The 25,173-nt window shown below is 68.0% G+C and carries 16 protein-coding genes and 1 pseudogene; 8 read left to right on the forward strand and 9 right to left on the reverse strand.

What is annotated here, in order from left to right; all coding sequences use genetic code 11:
* The first annotated feature begins 16 nt into the window (after nucleotides 1-16).
* From HUA78_RS33635 to HUA78_RS33655, 5 genes are all read left to right on the forward strand, one after another.
* A complete protein-coding gene (locus HUA78_RS33635; RefSeq protein WP_174478023.1) occupies nucleotides 17-4,117 on the forward strand; it encodes an IPT/TIG domain-containing protein in 4,101 nt (1,366 codons plus the stop codon).
* 29 nt (nucleotides 4,118-4,146) lie between these two features.
* Nucleotides 4,147-4,833 (forward strand): response regulator transcription factor, encoded by a 687-nt coding sequence (locus HUA78_RS33640; protein WP_174465432.1) that lies wholly within the window; start codon nucleotides 4,147-4,149, stop codon nucleotides 4,831-4,833.
* A gap of 2 nt (nucleotides 4,834-4,835) precedes the next feature.
* Nucleotides 4,836-6,233: a cell wall metabolism sensor histidine kinase WalK gene (locus HUA78_RS33645; protein WP_217442690.1), complete on the forward strand. Its 1,398-nt coding sequence runs from the start codon at nucleotides 4,836-4,838 to the stop codon at nucleotides 6,231-6,233.
* A 306-nt stretch (nucleotides 6,234-6,539) separates the two neighbouring features.
* Nucleotides 6,540-8,168: a hypothetical protein gene (locus HUA78_RS33650; RefSeq protein ID WP_174478025.1), complete on the forward strand. Its 1,629-nt coding sequence runs from the start codon at nucleotides 6,540-6,542 to the stop codon at nucleotides 8,166-8,168.
* A 96-nt stretch (nucleotides 8,169-8,264) separates the two neighbouring features.
* Entirely contained in the window at nucleotides 8,265-11,684 is a 3,420-nt protein-coding gene (locus HUA78_RS33655) for an HYR domain-containing protein (protein WP_174478026.1), read from the forward strand.
* Nucleotides 11,685-11,702: 18 nt separating this feature from the next.
* Here HUA78_RS33655 and HUA78_RS33660 read toward each other — a convergent pair whose 3' ends face one another.
* From HUA78_RS33660 to HUA78_RS47810, 3 genes and pseudogenes are all read right to left on the reverse strand, one after another.
* Complete coding sequence (locus tag HUA78_RS33660) at nucleotides 11,703-13,469, reverse strand: NBR1-Ig-like domain-containing protein (RefSeq protein WP_174478027.1); 1,767 nt, start codon at nucleotides 13,467-13,469, stop codon at nucleotides 11,703-11,705.
* A 114-nt stretch (nucleotides 13,470-13,583) separates the two neighbouring features.
* Nucleotides 13,584-14,558, reverse strand: coding sequence for a hypothetical protein (locus tag HUA78_RS33665; RefSeq protein WP_174478028.1), 975 nt, complete (start codon nucleotides 14,556-14,558; stop codon nucleotides 13,584-13,586).
* Between the two features lie 269 nt (nucleotides 14,559-14,827).
* Nucleotides 14,828-14,992: pseudogene (locus HUA78_RS47810) on the reverse strand (integrase core domain-containing protein); the annotation flags it as partial.
* Between HUA78_RS47810 and HUA78_RS46815 the strand changes: the two are divergent.
* Together HUA78_RS46815 and HUA78_RS33675 are read left to right on the forward strand one after the other, a co-directional pair.
* Nucleotides 14,951-15,184: a hypothetical protein gene (locus HUA78_RS46815; protein ID WP_254624037.1), complete on the forward strand. Its 234-nt coding sequence runs from the start codon at nucleotides 14,951-14,953 to the stop codon at nucleotides 15,182-15,184. The pseudogene HUA78_RS47810 and the gene HUA78_RS46815 sit on opposite strands and share 42 nt — an antisense overlap.
* A gap of 10 nt (nucleotides 15,185-15,194) precedes the next feature.
* The gene (locus HUA78_RS33675; protein WP_174478030.1) at nucleotides 15,195-16,292 is read left to right on the forward strand and encodes a hypothetical protein; all 1,098 of its coding nucleotides are present in this window, start codon (nucleotides 15,195-15,197) and stop codon (nucleotides 16,290-16,292) included.
* A 94-nt stretch (nucleotides 16,293-16,386) separates the two neighbouring features.
* Here the strand turns inward: HUA78_RS33675 and HUA78_RS33680 are convergent, their stop codons facing one another.
* From HUA78_RS33680 to HUA78_RS33700, 5 genes are all read right to left on the reverse strand, one after another.
* Entirely contained in the window at nucleotides 16,387-16,656 is a 270-nt protein-coding gene (locus HUA78_RS33680; protein WP_141646710.1) for a hypothetical protein, read from the reverse strand.
* A 152-nt stretch (nucleotides 16,657-16,808) separates the two neighbouring features.
* Nucleotides 16,809-17,195 carry a hypothetical protein gene (locus HUA78_RS33685; RefSeq protein WP_174478031.1) on the reverse strand — a complete coding sequence of 129 codons (387 nt, stop codon included), beginning with the start codon at nucleotides 17,193-17,195 and terminating at the stop codon, nucleotides 16,809-16,811.
* Nucleotides 17,196-17,214: 19 nt separating this feature from the next.
* A complete protein-coding gene (locus HUA78_RS33690; RefSeq protein WP_254624038.1) occupies nucleotides 17,215-18,141 on the reverse strand; it encodes a tetratricopeptide repeat protein in 927 nt (308 codons plus the stop codon).
* Complete coding sequence (locus HUA78_RS33695; RefSeq protein ID WP_174461693.1) at nucleotides 18,138-19,676, reverse strand: acetyl-CoA hydrolase/transferase C-terminal domain-containing protein; 1,539 nt, start codon at nucleotides 19,674-19,676, stop codon at nucleotides 18,138-18,140. The genes HUA78_RS33690 and HUA78_RS33695 overlap by 4 nt, the downstream gene beginning before the upstream one ends.
* A 38-nt stretch (nucleotides 19,677-19,714) precedes the next feature.
* Nucleotides 19,715-20,794 carry a hypothetical protein gene (locus HUA78_RS33700; protein WP_174478032.1) on the reverse strand — a complete coding sequence of 360 codons (1,080 nt, stop codon included), beginning with the start codon at nucleotides 20,792-20,794 and terminating at the stop codon, nucleotides 19,715-19,717.
* A 195-nt stretch (nucleotides 20,795-20,989) separates the two neighbouring features.
* On the opposite strand from HUA78_RS33700, the gene HUA78_RS33705 reads away from it, so the two are divergent.
* Nucleotides 20,990-23,194, forward strand: a complete 2,205-nt coding sequence (locus tag HUA78_RS33705; RefSeq protein ID WP_174467318.1) for a M3 family metallopeptidase — start codon at nucleotides 20,990-20,992, stop codon at nucleotides 23,192-23,194.
* A gap of 83 nt (nucleotides 23,195-23,277) precedes the next feature.
* On the opposite strand, the gene HUA78_RS33710 is transcribed toward HUA78_RS33705, so the two are convergent.
* Nucleotides 23,278-25,038, reverse strand: coding sequence for a glycosyl hydrolase family 18 protein (locus HUA78_RS33710; protein ID WP_174461694.1), 1,761 nt, complete (start codon nucleotides 25,036-25,038; stop codon nucleotides 23,278-23,280).
* Nucleotides 25,039-25,173 lie beyond the last annotated feature (135 nt).

A 25,173-nucleotide genomic window follows, 5' to 3' on the forward strand; every position in this document is an offset into this window, starting at 1 on the left:
AGAGGGGGAGACAGTCATGACGGATGTGAATCAAGGGTGGGATGCGGCGGTCAACCTGGACGCGTCGCTGCTGACGACGATGGCGAAGAACTTCAGCGCGGGGGCGGAGGACCCGACCATTCCCCTGAAGAATGGCTCGGTGACGCTGGGGTTGACGGAGCTGGCGCTGACGTTGGACCCGAAGGCGGGCGAGGTCGTCTTCAGTGCCCCCTGCACGGGGACGGTGGCGCGCCAGGACATCGACGGGACGCTGAGCATCGGCATCAAGCTGGCGAGCCTTGCCATGGGCTGCGTCTATCCGGCGTCGTACCTCGCCACGAACGGCGCGGCCGACTGCCGTGCGCTCGCGGGCGGGACGTGGACCCTGGACAGTCAGGCGCTCACGCTCGAGGCCTGGGTGCGCGGCCTCTCCACCGCGCCATGGACGCTGGTATCGCTGCCCGCGGAGGGCTTCGTGCTGAGCGTGGAGGACGGCCTGCCCGTGGTGACGTGGGGCGGGCAGCGCTATCCGGCTCCGGGGACGGCGGCGGTGCTGGATGACGGCCTCTGGCACTTCGTGGCGGTGTCGGTTGCCGCGCAGGTCATCACCTTCTACGTGGACGGCCAGTCCAAGGGCACCGCGACGCTGTCCTCGCGGCAGAAGACCTCCGGCAAGGACCTGAGCTTCGGCCAGGGCTCTCAAGGAGACCTGACCCAGGTGCGGCTGTGGAACGTCGCGCGCACCGCCGCGCAGCTCCAGCAGGCCATGAACGTCACGCTGCCCTTGCCTCAGCCAGGTCTCCTGGGCGTGTGGACGTTCGAGTCGAGCCAGGTGGTCAACGCCGTCAACAAGACGCAGGGCTCGCTCCAGGGAGGTGCCATGTCCGTCACCGCCTCGAAGTCGACGTCCGAGGACGACGCGAACGCCCACAACTTCCTCTGGTTCCTCGACCCGGAGAACACCTTCACCGTCACGATGAGCCCCCCGTCGAGCGTCTCGTCCCTCATCGAGTCGGCGACGCTCTCGCTCCTCCAGTCGTCCGTCACCCAGGGCAAGTCCCTCTCCGTGACGGCGGCGCCGCCGCGCCTGCCCACCACCGCGGTGTTCTCCGTGACGGACAGCAACGACCCGGACTGCATCCTCCTCCTGATGAACGGCCACGCGCCGCCGCCGAGCTGGCCCGCGCCGGTGCCTTTCCCCACCGCGCCCGCGTTCACCACCTCCGCGCAGCAGAACGCCGCCATCCTCATCGATGACGCCTATCTCCTGGAGCAGATGCTGCCGAACATCGCCGACAAGATGGACATCCCCGAGTCGGACCTGCACGTCACGGGGAGCCCGCCGGTGCTCTCGCTCATCAAGCCCACTGACGCCAGCCTCAACGGCTCCACGTTGCACCTGACCTCGCTCACGTTCAGCGTCACGAACCGCGGCATCGCCATGGCGATGAAGGGCACCGCGCATCACATGAAGGTCTCGGTGTCCGGCACCCTCACCCTCACCGTCAAGGCGAACAAGGAGGGCGTGCAGGAGCCGTATTACGACATCGCCAACCCGAAGGTGAGCATCACCCCGGACACGAGCGACCCGGTGGTGCAGACGTTCGAGGCACTGATGGGCAGCGGCCTGCCCATCATCGCGATGCTCGCGGGCGTCATCGCGGGCATCTACATGGCCGTGATGTATTTCATCCAGAACAAGGCGCAGTCGACGCTCGCCGACCTGCAGGACTTCATCGACCTGAAGGGCACGGGGCAGACGTTCGCGCTCCAGAAAATCCTGTTCGACAGCGGCGTGTACTTCTACGGGCAGCTCACGCCCGGCGGCTCCGGCGCCCAGGAGGGCGCGTCCAGTTCGGTGAAGAGGGCCGCCGCCCCCGTGGTGACGGACTTCAACCCCAAGGGGGGCGCGCCCGGCACCATGGTCACCATCACCGGTACGGGGCTGGCGGGCGCGAGTTCGGTGAGCTTCAACCAGACGCCCGCCGACTACTTCCGCACCTGGAGCGACAAGCAGCTCGTCGCCCGCGTCGCGGAAGGAACCACCAGCGGCCCCATCCAGGTGTCCACGGCCGCGGGCAGCGCGGTGAGCACCCAGTCCTTCTCCGTGGCCCAGGCTCCGAACCTCACCGACGTCTATCCGCCGAGCGCCCAGCTCGGTGAGGACCTGAAGCTGTCGGGCACGGGGCTGCTCTCCACGCAGGCGGTCTACTTCAGCGAGGACATCCTCGCGTCGTTCTCCCCCGTGTCGGACGTGCTGCTCATCGTCACCGTGCCCGGCGGCGCCATCTCCGGCCCCATCACCGTGGTGACTCCGAGCGGCACGGCCACCCAGGAGGGCTTCACCGTGCAGGGCAGTCAGGTGCCCTCCATCTCCGCCTTCACGCCCACCTCCGGCGCGGAGGGGACGGAAGTCACCGTGACGGGCTCGGGCTTCACCGGCGCCACGGCGGTGACATTCGGCGGGGTGCCCGCCTCCGGCTTCAACGTGCTGGATGACGGGCAGCTCACCGCGGAACTCGGACTGAGGACCCCCTCCGGCCCCGTGCGCGTCACCAACAGCCGGGGCACCGGCATCTCGAACGCGGCCTTCAACGTGCTCCCCGCGCCGCGCATCGACGGCGTCTCGCCTTCCCACGGAAAGCCGGGCACGGAGGTGACCATCACCGGCTCGGGGCTGTCGGGCACCACGGTGGTGCTCATCGGCACTCCCTCGGTGGAGGTGCCCTTCACCGTCGTGGGCGACACGAAGCTCACCGCCACGTCACCCTCGGGGACCACCAGTGGCCCCGTGTCCGTGCAGTCGCCCTCCGGCATGGCCCACTCCTCCGAGGACTTCACGGTGCTGAGCGTCACCGCGCCCGCCGTCACCGACGTGTCGCCCCTCACCGGAGGGCGGGGCACCGCCGTCACCCTCACGGGCACGGGCTTCACCGGGACGACGGGCGTCAAGTTCGGCGGAGTGTCCGCGGGCGTCTTCGAGGTGACGAGCGACACGCAGCTCCTCGCCTACGTGCCCAACAGCGCCAGGAGCGGCACCGTCAGCGTCACCAACACGGTGGACACCCGCGACTCGCCGCAGACCTTCACCTGCGTGGCGGCGCCCACGGTGACGCAGCTGTCGCCCACGTCGGGCAAGGCGGGCACGCAAGTCACGCTGTCGGGGACGAACCTCACCGGCGCCACGAGCGTGCGCTTCGGCACCCACTCCACCGCGGAGGCCCCCATCACCCTCCAGGGCAGCGCCCGGCTCACCACCACCGTGCCGCCCGGTGCGGTCAGCGGCAACATCCTCGTCACCACTCCCGGGGGCACCACGGCCAGCCGCTCGGCCTTCACGGTGAGCACGAGCACGAAGCCCACCGTCGCCAGCTTCTCTCCGGACTCCGGTGGAGCGGGCACGCAGGTGACGGTGACGGGCAAGGGTTTCACCGGGACGACGGGGGTGAGCTTTGGCGCCACGCCCGCGCGGACCTACGAGGTGCACAGCGACACGGAGCTGGTGGCGGTGGTGGACACCGGCACGAAGACGGGGCCGCTGTCCGTCACCAACGACGCGGGCACGGGCTCGTCCTCGATGGCCTTCACCGTCCCGCACGCGGTGTGGATCGACAGCTTCTCGCCCGCGCGCGGCGGGGTGGGCACGCAGGTGTGCATCCGGGGTGGCGGCTTCACGGACGCGCAGCGCGTCAGCTTCGGCGACTCGGCCATGCCCGCGAGCTACACGGTGCAGAGCGACACGCAGCTGACGGCGGAGGTGCCCTCGGGCGCCATCCAGGGCCCCCTCCAGGTCGTCACCGCGCGGGGAGGCGCGCGGTCGACGCAGCGCTTCTCGGTGGACTCCAGTGTGCAGCCCACCGTCACGCGCATCACCCCGATGTCCGGCCCCACCGGCACGCAGGTCACGGTGGAGGGCTCGGGCTTCACCGGGACGACGGGCGTATTCATGGACGGAGGCACTCCGGTCGACCGCTACCAGGTGGTGAGCGACACGCAGCTTGGCTTCCACGTCCCTCAGGACGCGCAGTCGGGGCCCATCACCGTCGCGAACAGCCTGGGGACGACTCCCCCCGACCCGAACTCCACGTTCGAGGTGACGCCCGCCGCGAACTCCACGCCCCAGGCCGTCGCCAGCTAGGCTGAACCCCGCATCGGAGGTCGTCCGCCATGGACTCGCAAGGCCCCATCCTGGTCGTGGAGGACGACGCTCCCATCGCCGCGGGCATCGTCCGCGGGCTCAAGCTCGCGGGCTTTCAGGTGTCGCTCGCCACCGACGGGCACCTGGCGCTGGAGGCCGCCCAGAAGGAGCCTCCCGCGCTGGTGGTGCTGGACCTGAACCTGCCGGGCCCGGACGGATTCGCGCTGCTCGAGGCCTGGCACCACCGGCTCCATGTCCCCATCATCGTCCTCACCGCGAGGCAGGAGCTGGAGGCGCGGCTGCGCTCCTTCGGGCTGGGCGCGGCGGACTACCTGGCCAAGCCCTTCTGGATGGAGGAACTCATCGCCCGCATCCGCGCCAGGCTCCGCCTGCCGGACACGCCCGCCCGCCGGGTGCTGCGCTGGGCGGACGTGAGCATCGACCTGGATGCGCGCACCGTCACTCGCGAGGGACAGGGCCTCGTGTCCTTCACCCGCACCGAGCTGGACGTGCTGCTGTACCTCGCCGAGCGCCCTGGCCGCGCCCTCACGCGAGAGCAGATCGCGGACCAGGTCCTGCCGACCAACGAGGAGCGGGACGCGCGGACGGTGGACTCCCACGTGGCCCGCATCCGCAAGAAGCTGGGCTCCGCGGGCGCGCACGTGCGCACGGCCTGGGGCATCGGCTACCGCTTCGACCTGGAGGGTGGCGCGTGAGGATGTGGCATGGACTGGTGTGGCGCACCGCCATCGCCTCGTTGCTCCTGGGCCTGCTGGCCACGATGTCGGCCGCGTATGTCGCGTTCCACAAGGCCGCGGAGCTGTCCGCGCGGAGCAGCGCGCGCCTGTTCACCGAGGCGATGCTGGAGACCCACGGCGACGCCTGCCGCGCCGCGCCCGAGGGCTGGAGCCACACCTCGCCCCAGGGCCTCCAGGTCCGCGCCTTCGACGTGGCCCGCGTCCTCTCTCGTGCTCCGCTCCCTTCGGGCGAAGGGCCGGACCCCGCGTTGGTGGAGCAGCTCGCCGCGGGTGACGCGCAGCCCATGTCGATTCACTTCCCGCGCTTCGACGGGAGCGCGTGGGGCGGAAGCCTCCTGATGCGCGTGGCCGAAGCGGGGCCGTGCAGCCTGCTGGAGTACCGGTGGCCTCCCCTGGTCAGCCGCATGAGCGAGGCGCGCTGGCTCATGCTCGCGGCCTTCACCTTCACCGCCTTCCTGGCGGCCGCGTCCACCATCTCCGTCATCACCCCGCTGCTCAAGCGCTTGAGGCGGCTGCACGGCGCGGCCAGCGGCCTGGGTAGCGCGGCCTATGTCTCCACGCGCGACGCGGCGCACGACGAGCTGGCGGACCTGTCGCGCGTCCTGGATGCCGCCCAGGCGAGAGTCCAGTCGGATGCCGCGCGCATCCTCGCGCAACAGCAGGCCCTGGAGCGCTTCCTGTCCAACGTGGCGCATGACCTCAAGACGCCCATCGCCTCGCTCCAGCTCTCCCTGGAGCTCGCCACGTCCGCCCCCGCCGAGGAGCTCTCCGAGCTGCTGGTGCGCGGCATCGAGGACACCGTCTACCTCACCGCCCTGGTGGACAACCTTCGCCTGGCCTGCCAGCTGGGAGAGGGCGTGGACCCGCTGGACGGCGAGCCGCGCGCCGCGCTGGGGATGCTGGTGGAGCGCGTGGTGCGCCGGCTGTCATTGCTGGCGCGCCGCAAGCAACTCACGCTGGACGTGGCCCGCCCGGACCTCGAGCTGTGGACGCGGTGCAATCCGACGATGCTGGAGCAGGCGGTGGGCAACCTCATCCACAACGCCATCACCCATGGAACCCCGGGCGGCAACGTGGTGGCCGTGCTCGAGGAGGCAGGACCCGAACGCTTCCGGCTCACCGTCCTGGATGACGGCCCCGGCGTGCCCGCCGAGGACCTGGGACGGCTCGGCGAGCGCCTGTTCCGCGCCAGCGGCGCCCGGGAGAGAGACCCGCGAGGCAGTGGCCTGGGGGTCGCCATCGCTCGCGAGCTGTGTCAGCGCGCCCACCTGTCATTGACCTTCAGCCGCAACGAGCCGCGCGGCCTGAAGGTCGTCCTCGAAGGCGCCCGCGCTCAAGCCCGGTCCACTCCCGACTGAGCCTCGTCGACAGGGACAGGACGGAGGTGTGCGTCCTGATGGAACGCCCCGGTCACTCACTGCGTCCTCCACATACGCGGCCTCGAACTCCCGCCCGCGCGACGCATGACTGAAGGTCGCGTGGTGCATCGCTTGCAGTGGGCCTCGGCTCCCCCCGAGAAGGCGCTGACTGGCTGATGCTCCTGAGACACCGCGACGACGGCCCCATCCGCCGCACAAGGCTCGCCCGAGCAGGGGCCTGCCTCGCGCGGTCGCAGCGAAGCCACGGCGTCGGGGGAACTCATCTATCAAGGAACGAGGTCTATCGTGGCTGAGGTGTGGGATCCGTCGAAGCTTGACGCGAAGATCGAGGAGAATCCGACGCTTTGGTCTTCCCTCGATGAGGAGTGGCGGGAGTTGGTTGCCCGCGCCGTGCTGTCCGACAAGGGCATGCGCAAGCTGAACCGCATCAGCGGTCGCCTCAAGCGTGGCGCGGTGGGCCAGTTCCAGAACGCCACCGCCACCGCCGCGTCGCTCGATCAAACGATTCTGGGTTGCTATTCGCTGTTGAAGTATTGGTGCGCCGAGCGCAAGCCCAACGAACAACAATTCTATCTCAACAATCAGATTTCCACCGCGCTGAGCGCTGTTTGCCCGGGAACTGAAATCACCCGGAGGCTCGCTGAACGTCTCGACGCGCAGTGGAAGGAGCGCAACATGCGCTCCAAGGTCGTCGTCATCGCGCATCGCGGGGACGGGGCCACCTTCGAGAAGGTCCGCAAGGTGTATGAGCGACAGGTGTTCGACAGTCTCTTCACCTATACGCACGAACATGAAAACAGCGAAGGCGCCGTGATCAAGGCGCTCGAAGCCTGGAGGAAGAAGAAGCTGAGCGGCGTCGAATGCGATGTCTGGTTCAGCCAGGACGCGGTCCCGATTGTCACCCACACGCAGCATATCGAGGCCCTGTTCAATCAAGAGAACAACAGGGGGCTCGTGCCTCCGCTGACGGGCGCGAAGGTCAAGGACGTGCCCTCGGGCGACCTGCCACCCAGATTCCTGACCCTCGACCGCTGGCTCCAGATCATCGAGGCCTACCTCCAAGAACATTCGATGGACCTCGACGGAAACCGACAGGTCCGCCTGGAAATCGAGATGAAGGACACGAACCTCGCCTTCGGTCCCAACACCGTCCAGAACGAAAAGGAGCAGGTGCTGGCCCGATGGCGGTCCGTCGAGCGGATCGTCAGCCGGTTCCTGAAGTCGTGCAACAGGCCCAGCATCTACCAGATTGCTCTCTTCAATGGCTCGGCGGCACCCAAGGGGGCGTACGACAAGTCCTCGAACGAGCACAAGACCCTGCTTTCGAGCGTCGTTTATGGAGGGAGCCCCGACTCCCCCGGCACCTCCGAACTGCAGGAGGTCAGGTATGGCCTGCACTCCTCGGGGCTCCTGGAGCTGATGTACAGCGGGCAGTTCGCGGGGAAGATCCTGACGCTCGCGCCGGGTGTCGAGGCCGTCCCCCTGGATCAACCCGTCCAGCTTGATACGCTCGGAGAATGGATTGAGAACAAGCAGTCCTTGACGGTCGAGCAAGCCATCCAGTGCGCGAGGCTGCGCAAGATCCTGTGGATGTTTGATGAGATGACTGCCGGCAGATTGCCCAGGGAGCGCAAGCCACTCCGCATCCAGGTGCTGACCGATTTTTGCGAAATCGGCGCGAAATTCATCGTCAAGAACAAGGCCACACCCATTGGGCCGCGCGGCCTGTTCGATCAGGCTTTCGATGAACAAATCCTGAGGTGTGTCTGGCGGAAGTACAACCTCGAGGGGGCGCCTCAAGAGACGAAGAGGCAGGTCTGCCAGGTCTTGAATTCATGCGGCAACGACCAGAACAAGCTGATTGAATTCGGGATGGAATTCCTCAGGTCGACGGGCGACTGGTACCAGGCATGAATGGGTTGAGCCAGGGCCGCCACGAAACACGTATTCCTTGGCGGGCAGGGTGGGCTAAAGCTGGAGGTCGCTGCTCCACACCCCTAGGGATTCTCCATGTTGAACGGTGGTTTGCTGGCGCTGTGTCTCCTGGCCGCGTCGCCGCGTCTGCTCGCGGACCTCAATCCCCAGGCGCGTGAGGACTTCTCCGGTGCATCCGTCCTCGCTTCGGTCGGAGACACCGTCTTCTTCACCCTGAACACGCAGGCGGGCCTGGAGCTATGGGCCGCCAACGCGGCTGAAGGCCGTGTGTGGCTGGTGAAGGACATTCATCCAGGGTCGAGCGGCTCCCATCCCTTCTTCCTCGCCGTGCTGGGAGAGAGGGTCGTCTTCCGAGCGGATGACGGTGTCCATGGCCTGGAGCTCTGGACGTCGGACGGGACACCCGCGGGCACCCGGCTCTTGAGGGACAGCCTGCCCGGTGCCGGGGGCCTGTTGGCATTGAATGGCGCGAAGGTCTGGGGACAATCCCTCTACTTCCTGGCCAACGATGGTGTGCATGGACTCGAGCCGTGGGTGACGGACGGAACCCCGGAGGGCACCCGCCTCGTCGCCGACACGAGGGCCGGCTCGGAGGGCATCACCGACACGACCTATCACCTCGTCGAGTTTGACGGCGCGCTCTATCTGGGCGCCTACAACCAGCTCTGGCGGACCGATGGCACCGCCACTGGCACGCGGCTCGTCCACGCGGTCGACTCGTCCGTGGGCTCTCGCGTCGTCCAGCCCTTCGTCAGGGGTGGGCAGCTCTGGTTCTCCTCGGGATTCTCCGGCGGGGCGACCTCGCACCTCCACGTGACGGATGGAACCCCCGAGGGCACCCGGCTCGTTGTGACCATGACCTCCAAGATGAGCCTGGAGCTGGACCTGGGGAGTCGCGTGGTGTTCGGGAGCTGGACGGCGGGCAGCACGTCCTACACCCACTGGTTGAAGGTGTCGGACGGCACCTCCGCGGGGACCCGCCCCCTCGCGACCATCGCGTCCTCCAGCACCCTGGTGTGGGAACACGCCGTGAACCCAAGCGGAACGGTGAGGTCCATCGTCGTCCCTGTCGACGCGGGCTATCAGCTCTGGCGCACGGATGGCACCCCGGAGGGAACGCGCCTGGCGCAGTCGCTCACCCGGAAGGGAGGGGGCGTTGGACTGCTGGGCGACGAGTCCATCTATGTCGGCGCCGATGACCTGGGGCCCGCCCTGTTCGCCTGGGATGGGACGGCCGCGCCGCGCGTGGTGCGCCGCTTCGCCGCGCTTCCCTCGACCATCCTGAGCGCACAGGTCGGCTCGCTGTTCTATTTCACGGCGAGCGATGCGCTGACGGGCGAGGAACTCTGGGTCTCTGATGGCACGGAGCAGGGCACCGTGATGGTCTCAGACCTCAGCGCGGGAGCCGACGGAACGGCGTTCGTCGCCCTTCATCCCGGAGCGGGGCAGTTGTTGTTCACCGCGACGCCGAAGGGTGGGGCGCTCTCGTTGTGGCGGACGGATGGCAGCGCGATGGGCGTGTCCCGGGTCGCCACCGGAATCACGAGCAGCGTGGTGACGACGACGGCGGGGATGGCGGCCTTCACCCTCGACGATGCAGCGGTGTGGCTCCATGTCCTCCCCGAGAGCGAGCCGGAGCGGCCGGTGACGCGGGTCTGGATGCCCCCGAACCAGGACTCATCACCCGAGAACTGGACGGTGGACGGTTCCTTCGCGTACTTCGGCACGCGGCCGGCGTACAACCGCATCGAGTTGCTGCGCACCGATGGCGTGGGCACACAGGTGCTGCGCGGCGAGCCCTTTTCGGGAGGGAGCCCCTACGGGCGTCGAGCCCTCCTGGGGGGCACGCTCGTCTTCCTCGAGGGCCGCGCGGTCCGTGCCACCCAGGGCGCACCGGGTGATGCCGTGTTCCTCTCCAGCGCCCTCGACATGGTGCAGGTGGGGGCCAGGGTGTTGATTGCCCGGGAGAGGGGCTCGTCGGGCTATGAGCTGGCCCGGAGCGATGGCACGAGCGCGGGGACCCAGGCGTTGCAGCCGCTCGTGGGGTACCCGCAGGGGCTCGTCGCGGCGGGAACTCGTGCCTACTTCCGCCAGCCTGATTCCACCTCGGGGACCCAGCAGTTGTACCGAACAACGGGGACGCTCGAGGCAGGAGCCCTGGTGCGGCTGGCGACCTTCGAGGCTGGTCCTCCCGTGGCCTATGGCGACAGGGTGGCCTTCGTCGCGAACGAGACCTCCCTCGCGTCGAGTGATGGAACACCGGCGGGGACAAGGCTCGTGCCTGGAACGGAGAACACGTCGCCCCGTGACCTTCAGGGTCTGGGGTCGTGGGTGTTCTTGACCGCCGTGGACGGGGCACGTGGGCGCGAGGTCTGGGTGCTGGACGGAGCCGGGGCGCGCGGCCTGGGAGACTTCGAGCCTGGGGCCGGGGACACGATGCTGTTGGATGCCACCCTGCAAGCCGGGGAGGCCGTCCTGCTCATCCAGACGAACGCGGGCCGCTCGCTGGTGCGGACGAACGGCACTCCCTCGGGAACGCGGGTGCTGGGGCCCGTTCACGGCACGACCTGGTTGGAGACGCTCCACGGCACGGTGTACCTGGACTGTGATCCGGACGGGCAGGTGGGCGTGGAGCTCTGCTCCCTGGCCGTGAACGCGAATCAGCCCACGCTGGTCGCGGACTACTCGCCGGGCATCATGCCCTCGTCGCCATCGGCCCCCGTTTTCTTCGGCGGCGCGTTGTTCGTCGCGGCGACACACCCCGTCGTCGGGCGGGAGGCCTTCGCGCTGGACATGGACACGACGCCGCCGCACATCGCGCCGACGGTGACGGGAACCCTGGGGCAGAACGGCTTCTACGTGGGCGACGTCTCGCTCACCTGGTCCGTAGGCGACCTGGAATCCTCCGTCACCGACACGAACGGCTGCGGCAGCGCGGTGGTGACCGTGGACACGCTGGAGCGGGTGTTCACCTGCTCCGCCACCTCCGTGGGCGGAACGGCCGTCAACCGTGTGTCCATCCGACGCGACACTTCGCCGCCCCAGCTCACGTGCCCGACCCAGGTGACGGGCAAGAGCGGCATCCCCGTGGCGTTCTCCGTCACGGCTGTCGATGCGCTGGACCCGGCTCCCGTGGTGGTCAGCACGCCTCCTTCAGGGACCGTCTTCCCCGAGGGGCACACCTCGGTCGAGGCATCGGCGACGGACCACGCGGGCCACCGTGCCTCCTGCCAGTTCTCCGTGCTCGTGTCGCCAGCGCCGGATGCGGGTCCCGTGGACGCGGGGGCGGGTGACGCGGGCTCCGGCGACGGTGGGCCGCTGGACGCGGGGATGGTGGACGCGGGGACCGGCGACGGTGGGCCTGGAGATGCGGGTGGGAATCCTCCGGCGGAATCGGAGTCCTGCGGTTGCGCGGGTGGGGGCGAGCAGCTCCTCTTCGGACTCGCCCTGTTGATGCTCCCCGCGCTCTCGCGCAAGAGACGTAGAGGGGTTTAGGCGCGGCCGTCGCCGTGCTCAGCGCGGTGCGGGCTGGACTTCGACGGTGAGGGACACCTCGGGGCCGAACGCCAGGCCGTTGCGCTGCAATCTCCAGCGATAGGTCGTCTGCCCGAGGCTCGTCGGCGCGGTGTGCGTGAAGTCGAAGGTCTTCCGCTGCCCGAAGTGGATGACCTCACCTGGGGCCAGTGTGAGGTCCGCTGCTCCATCGAGCGAGGTGGCCCGGACGCCCTGGGCCGCGCTCCACGCGGTGGTGCCCGTGTTCGTCACCTGCACCGTGCCCCGGAAGGGCTGGCCTGCCTGGACGTGAAGGACTTGCGTGTCGGGAGCGGAGACCGTGGCATCCAGGGCGGGCGTGTCCAGGAAGGCGCCGAGGAGCTGCTGGCGGAAGGGGAGGAAGGCGGTCGTGAGGGACGTGGACAAGGCGTAGCGGGAATCCGGCCCGGGGGGTGGAAGGGGCGAGAGGAGGTCGTCGACCTGCACGAAGCGTTTGAAGTCGATCGGCACGATGCCAGGGGTTCCTCCCAGGTCGGTTCCCCGGCTGAGGTCATGGCATCCGCCGCAGGACAGCAGTTGAGCGCGCGCCACGACTTGATGCGGAGTCAGCGTGCTACCGATTCGCTGGAGCTTCGCTTGAAGGGCGTCTGAGAAGGCGTTGGGCGTGGCGGCCTTGTTGAACTCGACGAGGAAGTTGTCCACGCTGCCGAACGACGGCATGGAGCTGCTCTGCGCGGCGTTGTAGACGTCCGGGACGGCGTAGTTGAAGCGGTTGAAGTCATCCACCGCGAGGCTCGCGACCTGCGTGATGAAGTGGTCGCGAAAGCCCACCGCGAGGGGACTGGTGTTCAGGGGGTTGAAGAAGTCTCCCCGGGGCGTCGACTTCACGGTGACGGGGATGAAGCGCGGCGTGCAGCCCGTGGCATCACATTGATGCTTCAGCTTGAACTCGCGCAGCATCCACGGGTTGGGGGCGCCCACGCCTTGCTGCATGAACATGTTGGTGCGGACCTGTCCGGCGCCGCTGGGGTTGTCACCGTAGTGGCTGATGTGGATGACGGGAGGGATGCCCGGGGCCAGGCCCTCGAAGAAGAGCGCGTTCAGCAGGGCCTGTCGCTGGGTGAGGTCCTCGAGGGTGGAGAGCCGGGCCCACGCCTGGGCCACCGGACGGCAGCCCTCCAGCCCGAGCTCGGGGGCGGGGTTGGGGAGTACGCCTTCGAGGATGAAGCGGTTGCGTGAGCGCACCTGCGGGGCCGCGACGAACCGGGCGAAGGACATGCGGTACTCGCCGCAGTGAGCGCCGTCCACGGGGGCCAGGTCGAAGCGATTGAAGAGGCCCACGAGGATGTATCGGTCGAGCGGGACTGACTGGGCGCTCGCATCCGCTCCCTCCAGAGGTCTGCAGACATACGGGGCCCCGTTGAGGGTGTTGGCGTTGTCGCTGCAGTGGGGGCCGCCGGGCAGGTCCGGTTGCCCGGGCGCGGGGTTCTGCGTGTCCCAGAGCTGGCGGAAGAGCTGGTCCGATGTGAGGCCCGTATCGCCGGCCTGGCGGATGAGTTGGTCGAACACCCTGCGCGCGGTGATGGTGGAGACGGTGGCGTGGTCGGAGATGGCCAGCGAGCGCAGCGGGTCCAGCGTCGTCGAGGTGAGGGAAGGGCGATGGACGAGGTCGGTGGCCTGGAGCCCTCCACGTTCGGAGTGCAGCGATTGCGCGAGGCCGGGAGCCGCCGGCAGCAGGAGGAGGCTCGCGGACAGGGTGCGCAGCCAGGGGATTCGTCGGGTCTGCATGGGAGGCGCTCCAGGGGTGTCTGCCCAATCAGGCGGGAAAGGGCAGACAGTAGAGCAGCACTCGAGCCGCGATGGGCCTCGCCGCGTCAGAAATACAGCGGTGAGAGAGGTTCCTCAGTAGTCTGTTGAACGGGTCCTGTTGTCGGGCAGCAGGAACTGGTTCGCGGAGGGGCCGTCCGCCCAGCGGTTGTTCGACCAGGCGTTCCCACCGGTCTTGTAGTTCGCCACGCCGGAGCCTCTGTAGACGGCCGGCGTGTAGTTCGGGTCGCCGAAATCAGGACTCCACGCCCAGCGATTTCCGGTCACGACCATGTTCGTGACCGCCACCCCCATGGGGGCGTGCAAGGCGATTCCGCCGCCCAGGCCCACCACGAAGTAGTTGTCTTGCAGGGTGATCTGGTCGTAGCCGCTGAACCCGCTCTGCGAACCGTCGGAGTACATCGCGATCAGCCCGGACTGCGTGCTGTTCCAGGCGCCGTTCCACTGCAGGCGATTGCGAGAGAAGTTCAAGTACGACTGCCCGCCCCAGGTCTGGATGCCATCCGCGTGAGCGCCAGCGCTGCCAGGGTCCACGGCAATCCACGACTCAGTGAAGGTGACGTTGTTCGAGTAGACATTCTCAAACCCGCTGTGCGGGAAATAGCAGCGATGGCAGATGGACCTCGCGGGCTGCCTGCCGTCCTTGGCTCCCACTGAATTGAAGGCGCTCAGTTCGCTGTACAGCGCCGCGCCACCGCCTCCATTTCCCGCCGGATGGTTGAGGAGGAGGCTGCCCTTGCATCCGCGCAGCACCAGCCACCCGGAGTTGACGGTGATTTGCGACGTGAGGTTCGCGCCCTCGAGGACGATGGTGCCCTGCGGGAAGGAGAAGCCGTCGATGGTCTCGCCCCCGACGCCAACGGTGCGAGAGAGCGCGCCCCAGCTTCCCAGCGCTGTCCCGGTGAAGGTCCCTCCAGGGACGTTCGTGAAGGAGGAGATGCCAATCCCCGCGGGCCCCACGTCCGATACGGTGAGCTGCGAACCATGGGTGATGACGAGTGGGATGACGTCCTCGTCTCCGGAGCCCTCACCCGGGGAGCAGGCGCGCACCCCTTTGCACTGGGGGGCATCCGGGTCGACATCGGAGGAGGCGCAGGCCGACCCGGCCACTGTTCCCGCGAGGAGCAAAAGGCGCAGACGAGGCGCCCATCGGGAGGCACACGAGCTGAACATGGGGTGTTTCACTTTCTGGTAGGGGAGTCCCGGGACTGAGTGGTCCAGCCTAGGCCGTGATTCACCCAGAAAGAGGGACCGTTTCAGTGCCCATCTCTGGGCTTCGCGCTCGTGCCGGACAGAATGGGCGCTTTATTCCGGTCGCCCTACAACTCACCGCCAACGCGGACCGTGGAGTTGCTCCCGTCAAAGCGGACACAGTCAATGGGTGATACGGCACGTCGGTACTCGATAGGGGACCGCATCTTCAGGCCCTTGTGAGGATGCACGTGGTTGTAGTCATCGAACCACGCGGGCAGCTGTCGGAGGACTGCCTCCTCGGTGTCCGCTACTCGCGCGAGGAGGTTACGGTGTCGCCGGCCTTCGACTCGCGCGACGAGCTCGCCTTCGCGCTCTTGCGAATCGAGGCCGCTGCGAAGAAGCTGATTCCCAAGCCGAAGCTCGCCACGCTGTTCAAGAACCTGCGCTTCGAGACGGCCGGTAGACTCCTGAGGGAATACTGAGCGCGCTCCCATGCCCAAGCCCCGTCCGTCCAAAGTCGACTCGCTGTCCGCTCGCGCCGACACGCCGGTTCCCAAGAAGCAGGCCGCGCCGGACGTGTATTCCACGGCCCAGGTGTTCGCCGATGTGCATGTCACCCCGGAAGGCACGGTGGTGGTGCTCGCGGGCACGCCCCATCCGGACTCCGACCACGGCTACGTCGCTGGCGACGACCTGTGGGACTTCGACCAAGACATCAAGTGGAACCAGCCGTGGAACGACGTCGTGTGGCTGGGCCAGATAGACGTGGACGTGGACGAGGACGAGTTGGAGGCGAACGGGCTCTCCTATGACGTCGACTTCAACCGCCTGCTCATCCACGACGGCAAGACGTGGACCCGGAGGAATCTGCCCAAGGCACTGCCCTACGGTTACGTGGCGCCCGTCCTGCGTGATTTGGGAGCGCCGTGGGGCCTGTCCGCCTTCGGTGTGTCCGCGCTCGCATTCAAAGGCACCGGCACGAGCTGGAAGCTCAAGGAGGTCAGCGGTCCCGGGGGCCTGGACCTGGTGGACGGCGTGGTGCACGACGGCGTCCTCTTCGGACTCTGCTCCGAGAACGGCCTGGGGCGCCTGGTGCGCGAGGGCAAGGGGCTGCGTCTTGAACTCGTCGGAGGAGAAGAGCAATCCGGCCTGCGCGGCCTCTTCGTCCACGAGGGCACGCTCTTCGCCTTCGGCAACGACGGCGTGTGGGTGCTCAAGGACGGAGCCCTGGTTCGGCGTCATGCCACGCGCGCTCCGGTGCGGAGCCTGTGTGCCGCCCCTGCGCACGGTGTCTACCTGCACACGGACGAGCACGCCTGGTATCTGCCCCAGAAGGGCAAGGCACAGAAGCTCGTGCTCCCCAAGGACGGCATCCACTCGCTGGCCTTCTTCAAGAACCGACTGTTCGTCAGCGTCGGAGAAAAGGTGCTCCGGATGGAGAAGGATCGGGGCGTCGCCCTGAAGCTGCCCTTCCTCGCCCCCGGCGCCGCCCGCCTCGTTGTCGCTGGCGGCCAGCTATGGACGGTGTTCGCCCACCAACTGGCGTCCTCGCGCGGCGGGAAGCACTTCGAGCCCATTGCGTTTCGCTGAAACAGCAGCTCCCGCGTGGCGGGGGAGTGTACTTGCGCTGCTTGACGGCAGCGCAAGTGGTTGCTGTCTGGCTTTGCGGGGTGGCTGCCGCGCGTCAGAGGCACTCTTCGTAATAGTTTTCGACCGCAAAGTCGGTCTGAACGCCAGTGCGCGTGGGTGTTCTGTTGCAAGTACACCGCTCGCTGCCGACCGCCGTGGTGTAGGTGGCGTCACTGTAATAAGTGATATAGTAATCGGCGATGCAGCGAACCAGTGAGTCTTCGCGTGATGTCAAATCGGACTGCATTCCTGGGTCGGCTTCGCCTGCTCCGCAGCCGAACTGAAATCCGAGGACGGTGAGACCCAGCACCAACAATGAACGCATTGCTCCTCCAGAGGGATGAGGCGCTCCATGGGGTTGCATGAGGAGCATGCCACAGTTCCTGTCTGCGGGTGCAGGCGGGGGATTCCGGTCCAGAGTCTGTGAAAGACTTTGGTTCCCCTGGAGTCTGAGCCGCTGAGGGGTCGGCAGGCACCCTAGGATGTCTGCAAGAAGAGGGTGGCGTAGCTGCCGTTGCAATTTATTGCATACAGTTGCTCGTTGCCGGTCGCCAGGATTCTGCACGGTTCGATTTGTTCCAGCTCGACTCCGGGGAGTGATTGAACGCCACGAGTTTCATGGACAATCACCGTGGCCACGAAATGCGCGAAGCTCGGAAAGTTCCCCACGTAGGCGTCGATGGAAAACGAAGCATCGCCATACATGGTGATTCCCGCCTGCCTGGCCTCCGTGAGGGTCATGTGGCTGATGTTCTGTTTTTCGGGGCCCGGAAAGGCTTTGTCGATTCCAACACCACCAGGGCTGGTGACGTCCGTGTGGAGCGAAAGGAGTCTGAGCACTTCATCCCGAAGACTGTTGTCCATGGTGCCCCTCTTCTTCCATTCAGGTCGCGGCGAGCGCCTGGAGTGCCGAACGCAGCGCGTCTGGCAGCGTGCTCGGGTCTCCCCGGCGAAGGGCGTCCAGTCCCGCCTGGAAGTCCGCGCGCGCGCCGTCGACCTCGCCGAGCCGGGCGCGTAGCAGGCCCCGCTCGTGAAGCAGCTCGGGGTCGATACCCTCTCCCTGTTGCAGGGCGAGCGCGGCCGTGAGGTCCTGGATGGCCTCGGCGCTCCTTCCCAGTCGTGCGCGGACGGCGGCCCGCTGCTGGAGCAGCCAGGGGTTGTCCGCGTCCTCCGCGAGCGCGAGCGTCCAGTCCTGCTCGGCCTCGGCGTCTCGGCCAAGCGCCTCCAGGGACTCGGCGCGCTTCATGTGCAGTACGAGCGCCTTGCGGTAGCCGCCGTCCACCAGCGCATCGAAGTCCGCGACGGCCTCGACATGGCGACCCAGGCGGGCGAGGCACAGCGCTCGGTGCAGGCGTGTCGTGCGATGTCCGGGCGCCAGCTCCAGGACGCGCTCGAACCAGGGGAGGGCTTCGGCGGGAGCGCTCCCCCAGATGCCGAGCGTCATCGCAAGCTCCAGCAGGACGCGCCCCAGCTTCGGATGCGCCTCCGCGAGCGAGCGGGCCAGCGCGAGCGCCGTCGTGTACCGGCCACTCCTGCGCAGCCGGTCCAACTCGCGGAGCTTCTGTGCGACCTCGGGAGGACACGGCTCGCGTCCATTGCGCTCCCCCGCACCGGGCAGCTCGGGTGTGTCGGACTCGTCCACCTCGCGCCGGTTGCGTCGCTGCTTCGCGGACTTCCCCGATGCGGCTGCGTCGCGAGTGGCAACTTCCTCCTCGCGCTGTCCATGAGACGGCGTCGTCGAGCCCTCCCCGGAGGTCTTTCCAGGGAACGGCTCCGGGGGCTGTGTCTCCTGGTCGTCCCGCTTCGTCATTCCGCCTCGGACTCCCCCGGGAAATCACGGCAGAGCGCGTCGTAGTCGCGCCACCACGCATCGAGCACCTTCATGTCGGAGGCGCGAGGCTCGTCGCCCGGTCCCGCCATGTCCAGGTACGCGTGCAACAGCGGCCTGAAGTGCGGGTGCGCGCACTGGTCGATGATGTCCGTGGCACGCCGCTTCGGCGAGCGGATGTCCATGTTGAGCGCGTAGCCGTGCTCGGTGACGACGCACTTGATGTCGTGCTCCGTGTGGTCGATGTGGCGCACGTACGGCATCACACAGCTCACCGTCCGGCCGTCCTTCAGCTTCCGCACCGAAGGCGTGTGCACGATGCTGAGGTATGCATTGCGGAAGAAGTCCCCGGAGCCGCCCAGCCCGTTGACGATGCGCGAGCCGTCGATGTGCGTCGAATTCACATGCCCGTAGATGTCCACCTCGATGGGCGTGTTCATCGCGATGACAAAGAGGCGGGAGATGATTTCCGGACTGTTCGACAGCCACATCGGCCGCAGCACCAGCCGCTCCCGGCACCGCTCGAACATCTGCTGGAACCGCGCGCGCCCCTCGGCGGAGAAGGACACCGCCGTGGCGGACGCGTACTCGAACTTCGCGTCGTCCTCCACGTAGCGCAGCATTCCGTCCTGGAACACCTCGGTCCAGAATCGAATCTTCTGGAACGGTGATGCGTACAGCTCGCCGATGATGGCGTTGGCCACGTTGCCCACGCCGGACTGGATGGGCGGCAGGCGCTTGCCCCACTGGAACTGCTCGCGGCAGCGCATGAGGAACGCCACCACGTTCTGGGCAATCCGCTTGTCCGTCGCGTTCGCGGCCTTGAACGGCACCGGGTGGTCCGGCGTCCGCGACTCCACCACCGCCACCACCTTGCTCGCGTCGATCTCCACGTAGGGGTTGCCGATGCGGTCCCTCACGTTGAGCAGCGGCAGCGGCCAGCCCACGTGCGGGTGCACCGTGGGCAGGACGATGTCGTGGAACCCCGTGTAGTCCGGCACGGAGGTGTTCACCTCGAGGATGATCTTCTTCGCCTTCGCGAGCGCCTCGGCGCTGACACCCACCGACGAGGTGAGGATGACGCTGCCGTTGGGGCGGATGCGCGACACCTCCACCACCGCCACGTCGATGTCGCCGTAGAAGCCGTACATCATGTTGCGCGCGAAGGCGGACAGGTGGACGTCCGTGAAGTCCATCTCCCCCGCGTGGATGCGCCGGCGCGACGCCGACGAGGACATGTACGGCCCGCGCTTGCCGATGAAGGGCGCCATGGGGCCCTCCACGTCCTCGGACAAAGAGGCGCCCGACAGCAGGGTGATGCGCGTCTGGGGCGCGGTCTTCGCCAGATGTGAGGCCAGCGCGGGGAAGAACGTCTTGGGCTCCCCCGACTTGGTGAAGCCGCTGATGGCCACCGTGTTCCCGTCGGTGACGTGCTTCACCGCCTCCTCGACGGGGACGACCTTGGCCAGCAGGCCGGCGTTCTGGATGCGTTCCTGCAACGTGCTCGGAGCGTTCATGGGCGGCGGGAGGATGACACACCCCCGGGCCTCGGTCCTCAGCGGAAGCCCGGAGGCCGCCGCTTGTCCGCGTCCGTCTCGGCGTCCTCGGCCTTCAGTCGGGCTCCCGGAGACAGCTCGAACACCAGGCCGAACTGCCAGAAGTTCGCGCGCTCCAGGAAGAGGATGTTGTACGAGTCCTGGCCGTACACGTAGCGCGCGAAGAGGCCGAAGCCCGCTCCCCAGTACGGCAGCGCGGCGACCTCCGCGCTCACCGTGGCGCGCCGATGCGGCGTCTCCCCGAAGGGCGCTGACAGGGCGCACTCCAGTCGGAACCGGTGCTGCTTCCAGATGCGCTCACCCAGGAGGCTCACGCCCCAGTTCCCATCGCCGTAGACGCGCCGCTGCTCCTCGGTGATGCCGCCAGGGCCAATGGTCGTGTTCAGCTCCAGGAACGAGCCGCCGCCCACGAGCCACGCGCTGTCCAGGCTCGGCTCCACCGCGAAGGCGGTGCGCGCGTGCAGCTCTCCGCGCAGGAAGTTGGTGGAGAAGCTGCCGGTCAGCTCGTTGAGCGGGAGCTCTCCTTGTGCCGGCGTGCAGTCGGGGTCCGTACCCTCCTGGTTCGCGAAGAAGCACCCCTCCTGGCCATTCGAGTAGTGGCCCACGGTGAGGTTGGCCGCGAGCGCCAGGCCCCGCCCCGGACCGTCCTTGCCTCGCGAGCCCGGGAGCACGCGCAGGTGCGCCACCTGGAGCGTGATTTTGGGGACGTAGGACGGAGGGATGACGGGATTGCTGTCCGTGTTCAGCATCCGCAGCCGGATGTACGGCGTGAGCACCGCGGTGAGGAACCACTCGCCTCCCTTGCTCCGGAAGTGCCCGTTGTGGAGCTGGGGAAAGAAGAGATTGGGCGCAATCTGCGCCTCGAACAGCAGCGGGGCGGGCGAGTCCGGGTCCCCCTGTCGGCGGATGCGGTTGGGCGAGCCGAAGACGTAGCTGCGGTCCAGGAAGAGCGGGGCAGGGGAGTTGTACTCCCACCGCCAGTCCGCCCGGGCCTCCGCCGCCGCGACGAGCAGCAACGCCACCAGCGCCGGCAGCGGCGCTCGGGTCCTGGACGGGCGGGTGCCCGGTGCGTTCCGCATGAGGAGGCTCCTGCCGACGTGCGCGAGCCGGGACACCCCGGCATGGCTCCTCCCCTCTAGCCCGCTTCCAGCGGCCCCTCACCCGGCCGTCGGGGCGTCTGTCCTCGGTCGGGAAGAGGCGGCCCCCGGAACGTGTTGGGCGCCGCGATTCCGTGCTTTGGTGCACACCCCTTTTCGTCGGGAGAACCACTTTTCATGCGTAACCTCTTCTTCGCCAGCGCGGGTGTGGCCGCGCTCGTCTCCTCCGGCTGTGCGACGACGTCCCCGGAGCCCCGCCCGGAAGTCGCCGCGCCGGCCCCTTCGAGCGAGGTCGCCGCGCCGGTGGCCCCCTCGATTCCCCTGCTGGCGAAGTGGTCCGGCCCGCACGGCGGCGTGCCTCCCTTCGCCCAGGTGAAGGTGGAGGACTTCAAGCCCGCCATCGAAGCCGCCATGGACGAGTACCGCCGGGAGCTGGCCGCCATCGCGGGCAACCCCGCCGCGCCCGACTTCGAGAACACGCTGGCCGCGCTGGAGAACGCGGGCCGGACGTACGCCAACGTGGAGACGCTGTACGGCATCTGGGGCTCGTCCCTGAGCAGCCCGGAGTTCCAGGCCGTGGAGCGGGAGATGGCGCCCCGGTTCGCCGCCTTCGAGGATGAAATCACCCAGAACGAGGGCCTCTTCCGTCGCATCGAAGCCGTCTACCAGTCCCCCGACAAGGCGAAGCTGACGCCCGAGCAGCAGCGGCTGGCGTGGCTGCACCACACGCGCTTCGTGCGCTCCGGCGCGAAGCTGGACGGGGCGGCCAAGGCGCGGATGGGCGCCATCAACCAGCGCCTCGCGTCGCTCTACACGTCCTTCAGCCAGCACGTGCTCGGTGACGAGGAGGGCTACACCGTCGTCCTGGAGTCGGAGAAGGACCTGGCGGGCCTGCCGGACTCCGTGCGCGCGGGCGCCGCCGCCGCGGCCGAGGCGCGGGGCCAGAAGGGCAAGTGGATCATCACCAACACGCGCTCCTCCATGGAGCCGTTCCTGACGTACTCGTCGCGCCGTGACTTGCGCGAGAAGGTCTGGCGCAACTACGTCAACCGGGGCGACAACGGGGACGCGCGCGACAACAACGCCATCATCTCGGAAGTCCTCAAGCTGCGCGCCGAGCGCGCGAAGCTCCTGGGCTACGCCACGCACGCGCACTGGCGCCTGGAGAACGCCATGGCCCGGACGCCCGAGCGCGCCATGGAGCTGATGGAGGCGGTGTGGAAGCCCGCCGTGGCCCGCGTCCGCGAAGAGGTCGCGGACATGCAGAAGGTGGCCGACAAGGAGCGCGCGAAGCTGAAAATCGAGCCGTGGGACTACCGCTTCTACGCGGAGAAGGTCCGCAAGGCGAAGTACGACCTGGACCAGAACGAGGTGAAGCCCTACCTCCAACTGGAGAAGCTGCGTGAGGGCATGTTCTGGGTGGCTGGCGAACTGTTCGGCTTCGCCTTCACCCCGGTGACGGACGTGCAGGTCTACCACCCGGATGTCCGCGTCTGGGAGGTGAAGGACCAGGCGACGGGCCGCCACGTGGGGCTCTGGTACTTCGACCCGTACGCGCGGCCGGGCAAGCGCTCCGGCGCGTGGATGAACGCGTACCGCAACCAGGAGCGGTTCCGGGGCGACGTGACGACCATCGTCTCCAACAACTCCAACTTCGTGAAGGGCGCGCCCGGCGAGGCGGTGCTCATCTCCTGGGAGGACGCGAGCACGCTGTTCCACGAGTTCGGCCACGCGCTGCACGGCCTGAGCTCGTCGGTGTCCTACCCGTCGCTGTCCGGCACCAGCGTGGCGCGCGACTACGTGGAGTTCCCCTCGCAGCTCCTGGAGCACTGGCTGGCCACGCCCGAGGTGCTCAACACCTTCGCGCTGCACTACCAGACGGGCAAGCCCATCCCCCAGGCGCTGGTGTCTCGCATCGAGAAGGCCGCGACGTTCAACCAGGGCTTCGGCACGGTGGAGTACCTGTCCTCCGCGCTGGTGGACATGAAGCTGCACCTGGCCGGCGACGTGAGCATCGACGCGGATGCCTTCGAGCGCGACACGCTCAAGTCGCTGGGCATGCCCAAGGAAATCGTCATGCGCCACCGCACGCCGCAGTTCGGCCACGTCTTCGCGGGCGACGGCTACTCGGCGGGCTACTACAGCTACCTGTGGTCCGACACGCTGACGGCGGACGCGTTCGAGGGCTTCACCGAGGGCAAGGGCGCCTACGACAAGACGGTGGCGGAGAAGCTGCGCAAGAGCATCTTCTCCGTGGGCAACACCGTGGACCCGGCGGAGGGCTACCGCGCGTTCCGCGGCCGCGACGCCGGCATCAACGCGCTGATGCGCAAGCGCGGCTTCCCGGCGCCCGCCGCCGCGCAGACCAAGGCGCAGCCCTGAGCCACGTCGTCGTCACCGACGCCGGGTGACACTCCTGGGGGCGCGAAGCACGGCCAGCCGCCGCTTCGTGCCCCCGGGCCTTTTCACGGGTCCAGGAACGCGCGCTTCACGTCCATGAGCAGTTCGTCCTGCTTGCCCGCGGGCTGCCCCCGCCGGTGTCCCTGGTTGATGGTCCAGATGATGGTGCCGCCCAGCCCCTGCGCGCGCGCCCACTGACCCTTGGCGAAGACGGACTGGCCATCCTCGTAGGAGATGTAGTTGCAGTGGCCCGGGCCATTCACGGACGGGTACGAGAGGTACGGGGACGCGGCCTTCTCGTCCCAGTGCCGCGCCTCCGCGCTGTAGTACGACGTCATGATGTTGTCGTAGCTCATCGCGTTGTCGCTCTGGCCCTCGTTGACGTCGGGCCGCCCGTCCAGCGGCGTGCGGGGCTCCGTCACGCCCTGCCAGCAGGTGCCGAAGAACCCGATGCCCACGCCCAGCCGGCCGCGCGGCACTCCCGCTTTCAGATATCCCTCCACGGAGTACGCGACGGAGGTGGGGCGGTTCTGGGCTTCGTCCCGGAGGGGACTGGAGTGCCAGCTCTCCCAGCCGCCCCAGTGTCCGCTCATCTTGTAGGACATGATGTTGAGCTGATCCACGCGCTCGGCCAGCCGGGCCATGAACTTCTCCTCCACCTCGGGCATCCCGAAGTTGGAGTTCAGCCAGTTCACCGGCACGGTGATGATGATGTCCGGGCGGGCCGCGCGCAGCTCGTCAATCAGGGCCAGCAGCAGCTCGCCATCATTGCCCGCGGGCGGCAGGTTGATGGGCTCCCAGTCCAGGTCCAGGCCGTCGTAGCCCAGCTCCTCCATCGCCTTGATGAGCTCCTTCACGAAGACGATGCGGCTCTCCCCCGTGGACGCCTGCACGAAGCCATCGTGCTCGCCGAAGCCGCCCACCATCAGCAGGGACTTCTTCCCCGCGAGCCGCGCCCCCGCCGACAGCGCCTTGGCCATGAGGGGCCCTTCGTAGACGGTGACGTCGAAGTCCGTGTGCAGCGTCCCGTCGTAGCGGGGACGCACGCGGCCCACCATGATGTGCGTCAGGCCGGAGAAGTCCACCTCCTCCGGCGGCAGCTGCGCGCGCTGATATCCCACGTAGTAGCCCGACACCCAGCTCGACGGCGCACCGCCGGGCCTGGGCGTCACCGGGCCCACGAGCGCCGTGGGACCCTCGCCCACCTCGTTGACGGCCCGCACCGTGAAGACGTGGGGCCTGTCATTGGTGAGGTCCGGGATGCTCACACTCGCCGCGGGCGCGTCCACCGTGACGGACCGGCCCCCGGGCTCGGCGGTGACGACGTACTTCGTGAGCGCGCGGCCCCCGTAGCTCGCCGGCTGCAGCCAACTGACGTAGGCCTGCCCGTTGCCCGCGGTCGCCCGCACCGAGCGCGGCTGGCCGGGCACCGTGGGGTTGCTGATGGCCATGCCCGGCATCGGCATCACCGGCACGGAGGGGATGGAGGAGGTGCCCTCGCCCCGGGCGTTCACCGCGGAGACCTTGAACAGATAGGCGAAGCCGTTGTTGAGGCCCATCACCGTGGCCTGGCGCTCGCCCGCGCTGACGATGGCGCCGCCGCACGCGGGCTGGCACCGCACCACGTAGTACAGGAGAGGGTGCCCACCGTCGCTCGTCGGAGGTGTCCACGTCACCAGCGCCTGGGCATCCGCGGCCTGCGCCTCCACCGCGGACGGCTCCGCCGGAAGCCCCGGGCCCTCGTCACTCTTGCCGCATCCCCCCAGCAGCGTCCCCACTCCCAACGCCAGGACGAGCTGCCACCGCGCTGCGTGTCGAGTCTTCACCTGCGCACCTCATGGACCAGTCTCCCGACTATACGGGGAAGCCTGACATTTCTTGTGCTGGAATTATCTAGCAGTACTGCATGTGATTCCCCCAGGACAAGGGCGAGGGGTTCTCTCATATTTCGAGAGGCCGGT

It is taken from the genome of Myxococcus sp. CA033, from assembly GCF_013336625.1.
Classification (GTDB): domain Bacteria; phylum Myxococcota; class Myxococcia; order Myxococcales; family Myxococcaceae; genus Myxococcus; species Myxococcus llanfairpwllgwyngyllgogerychwyrndrobwllllantysiliogogogochensis.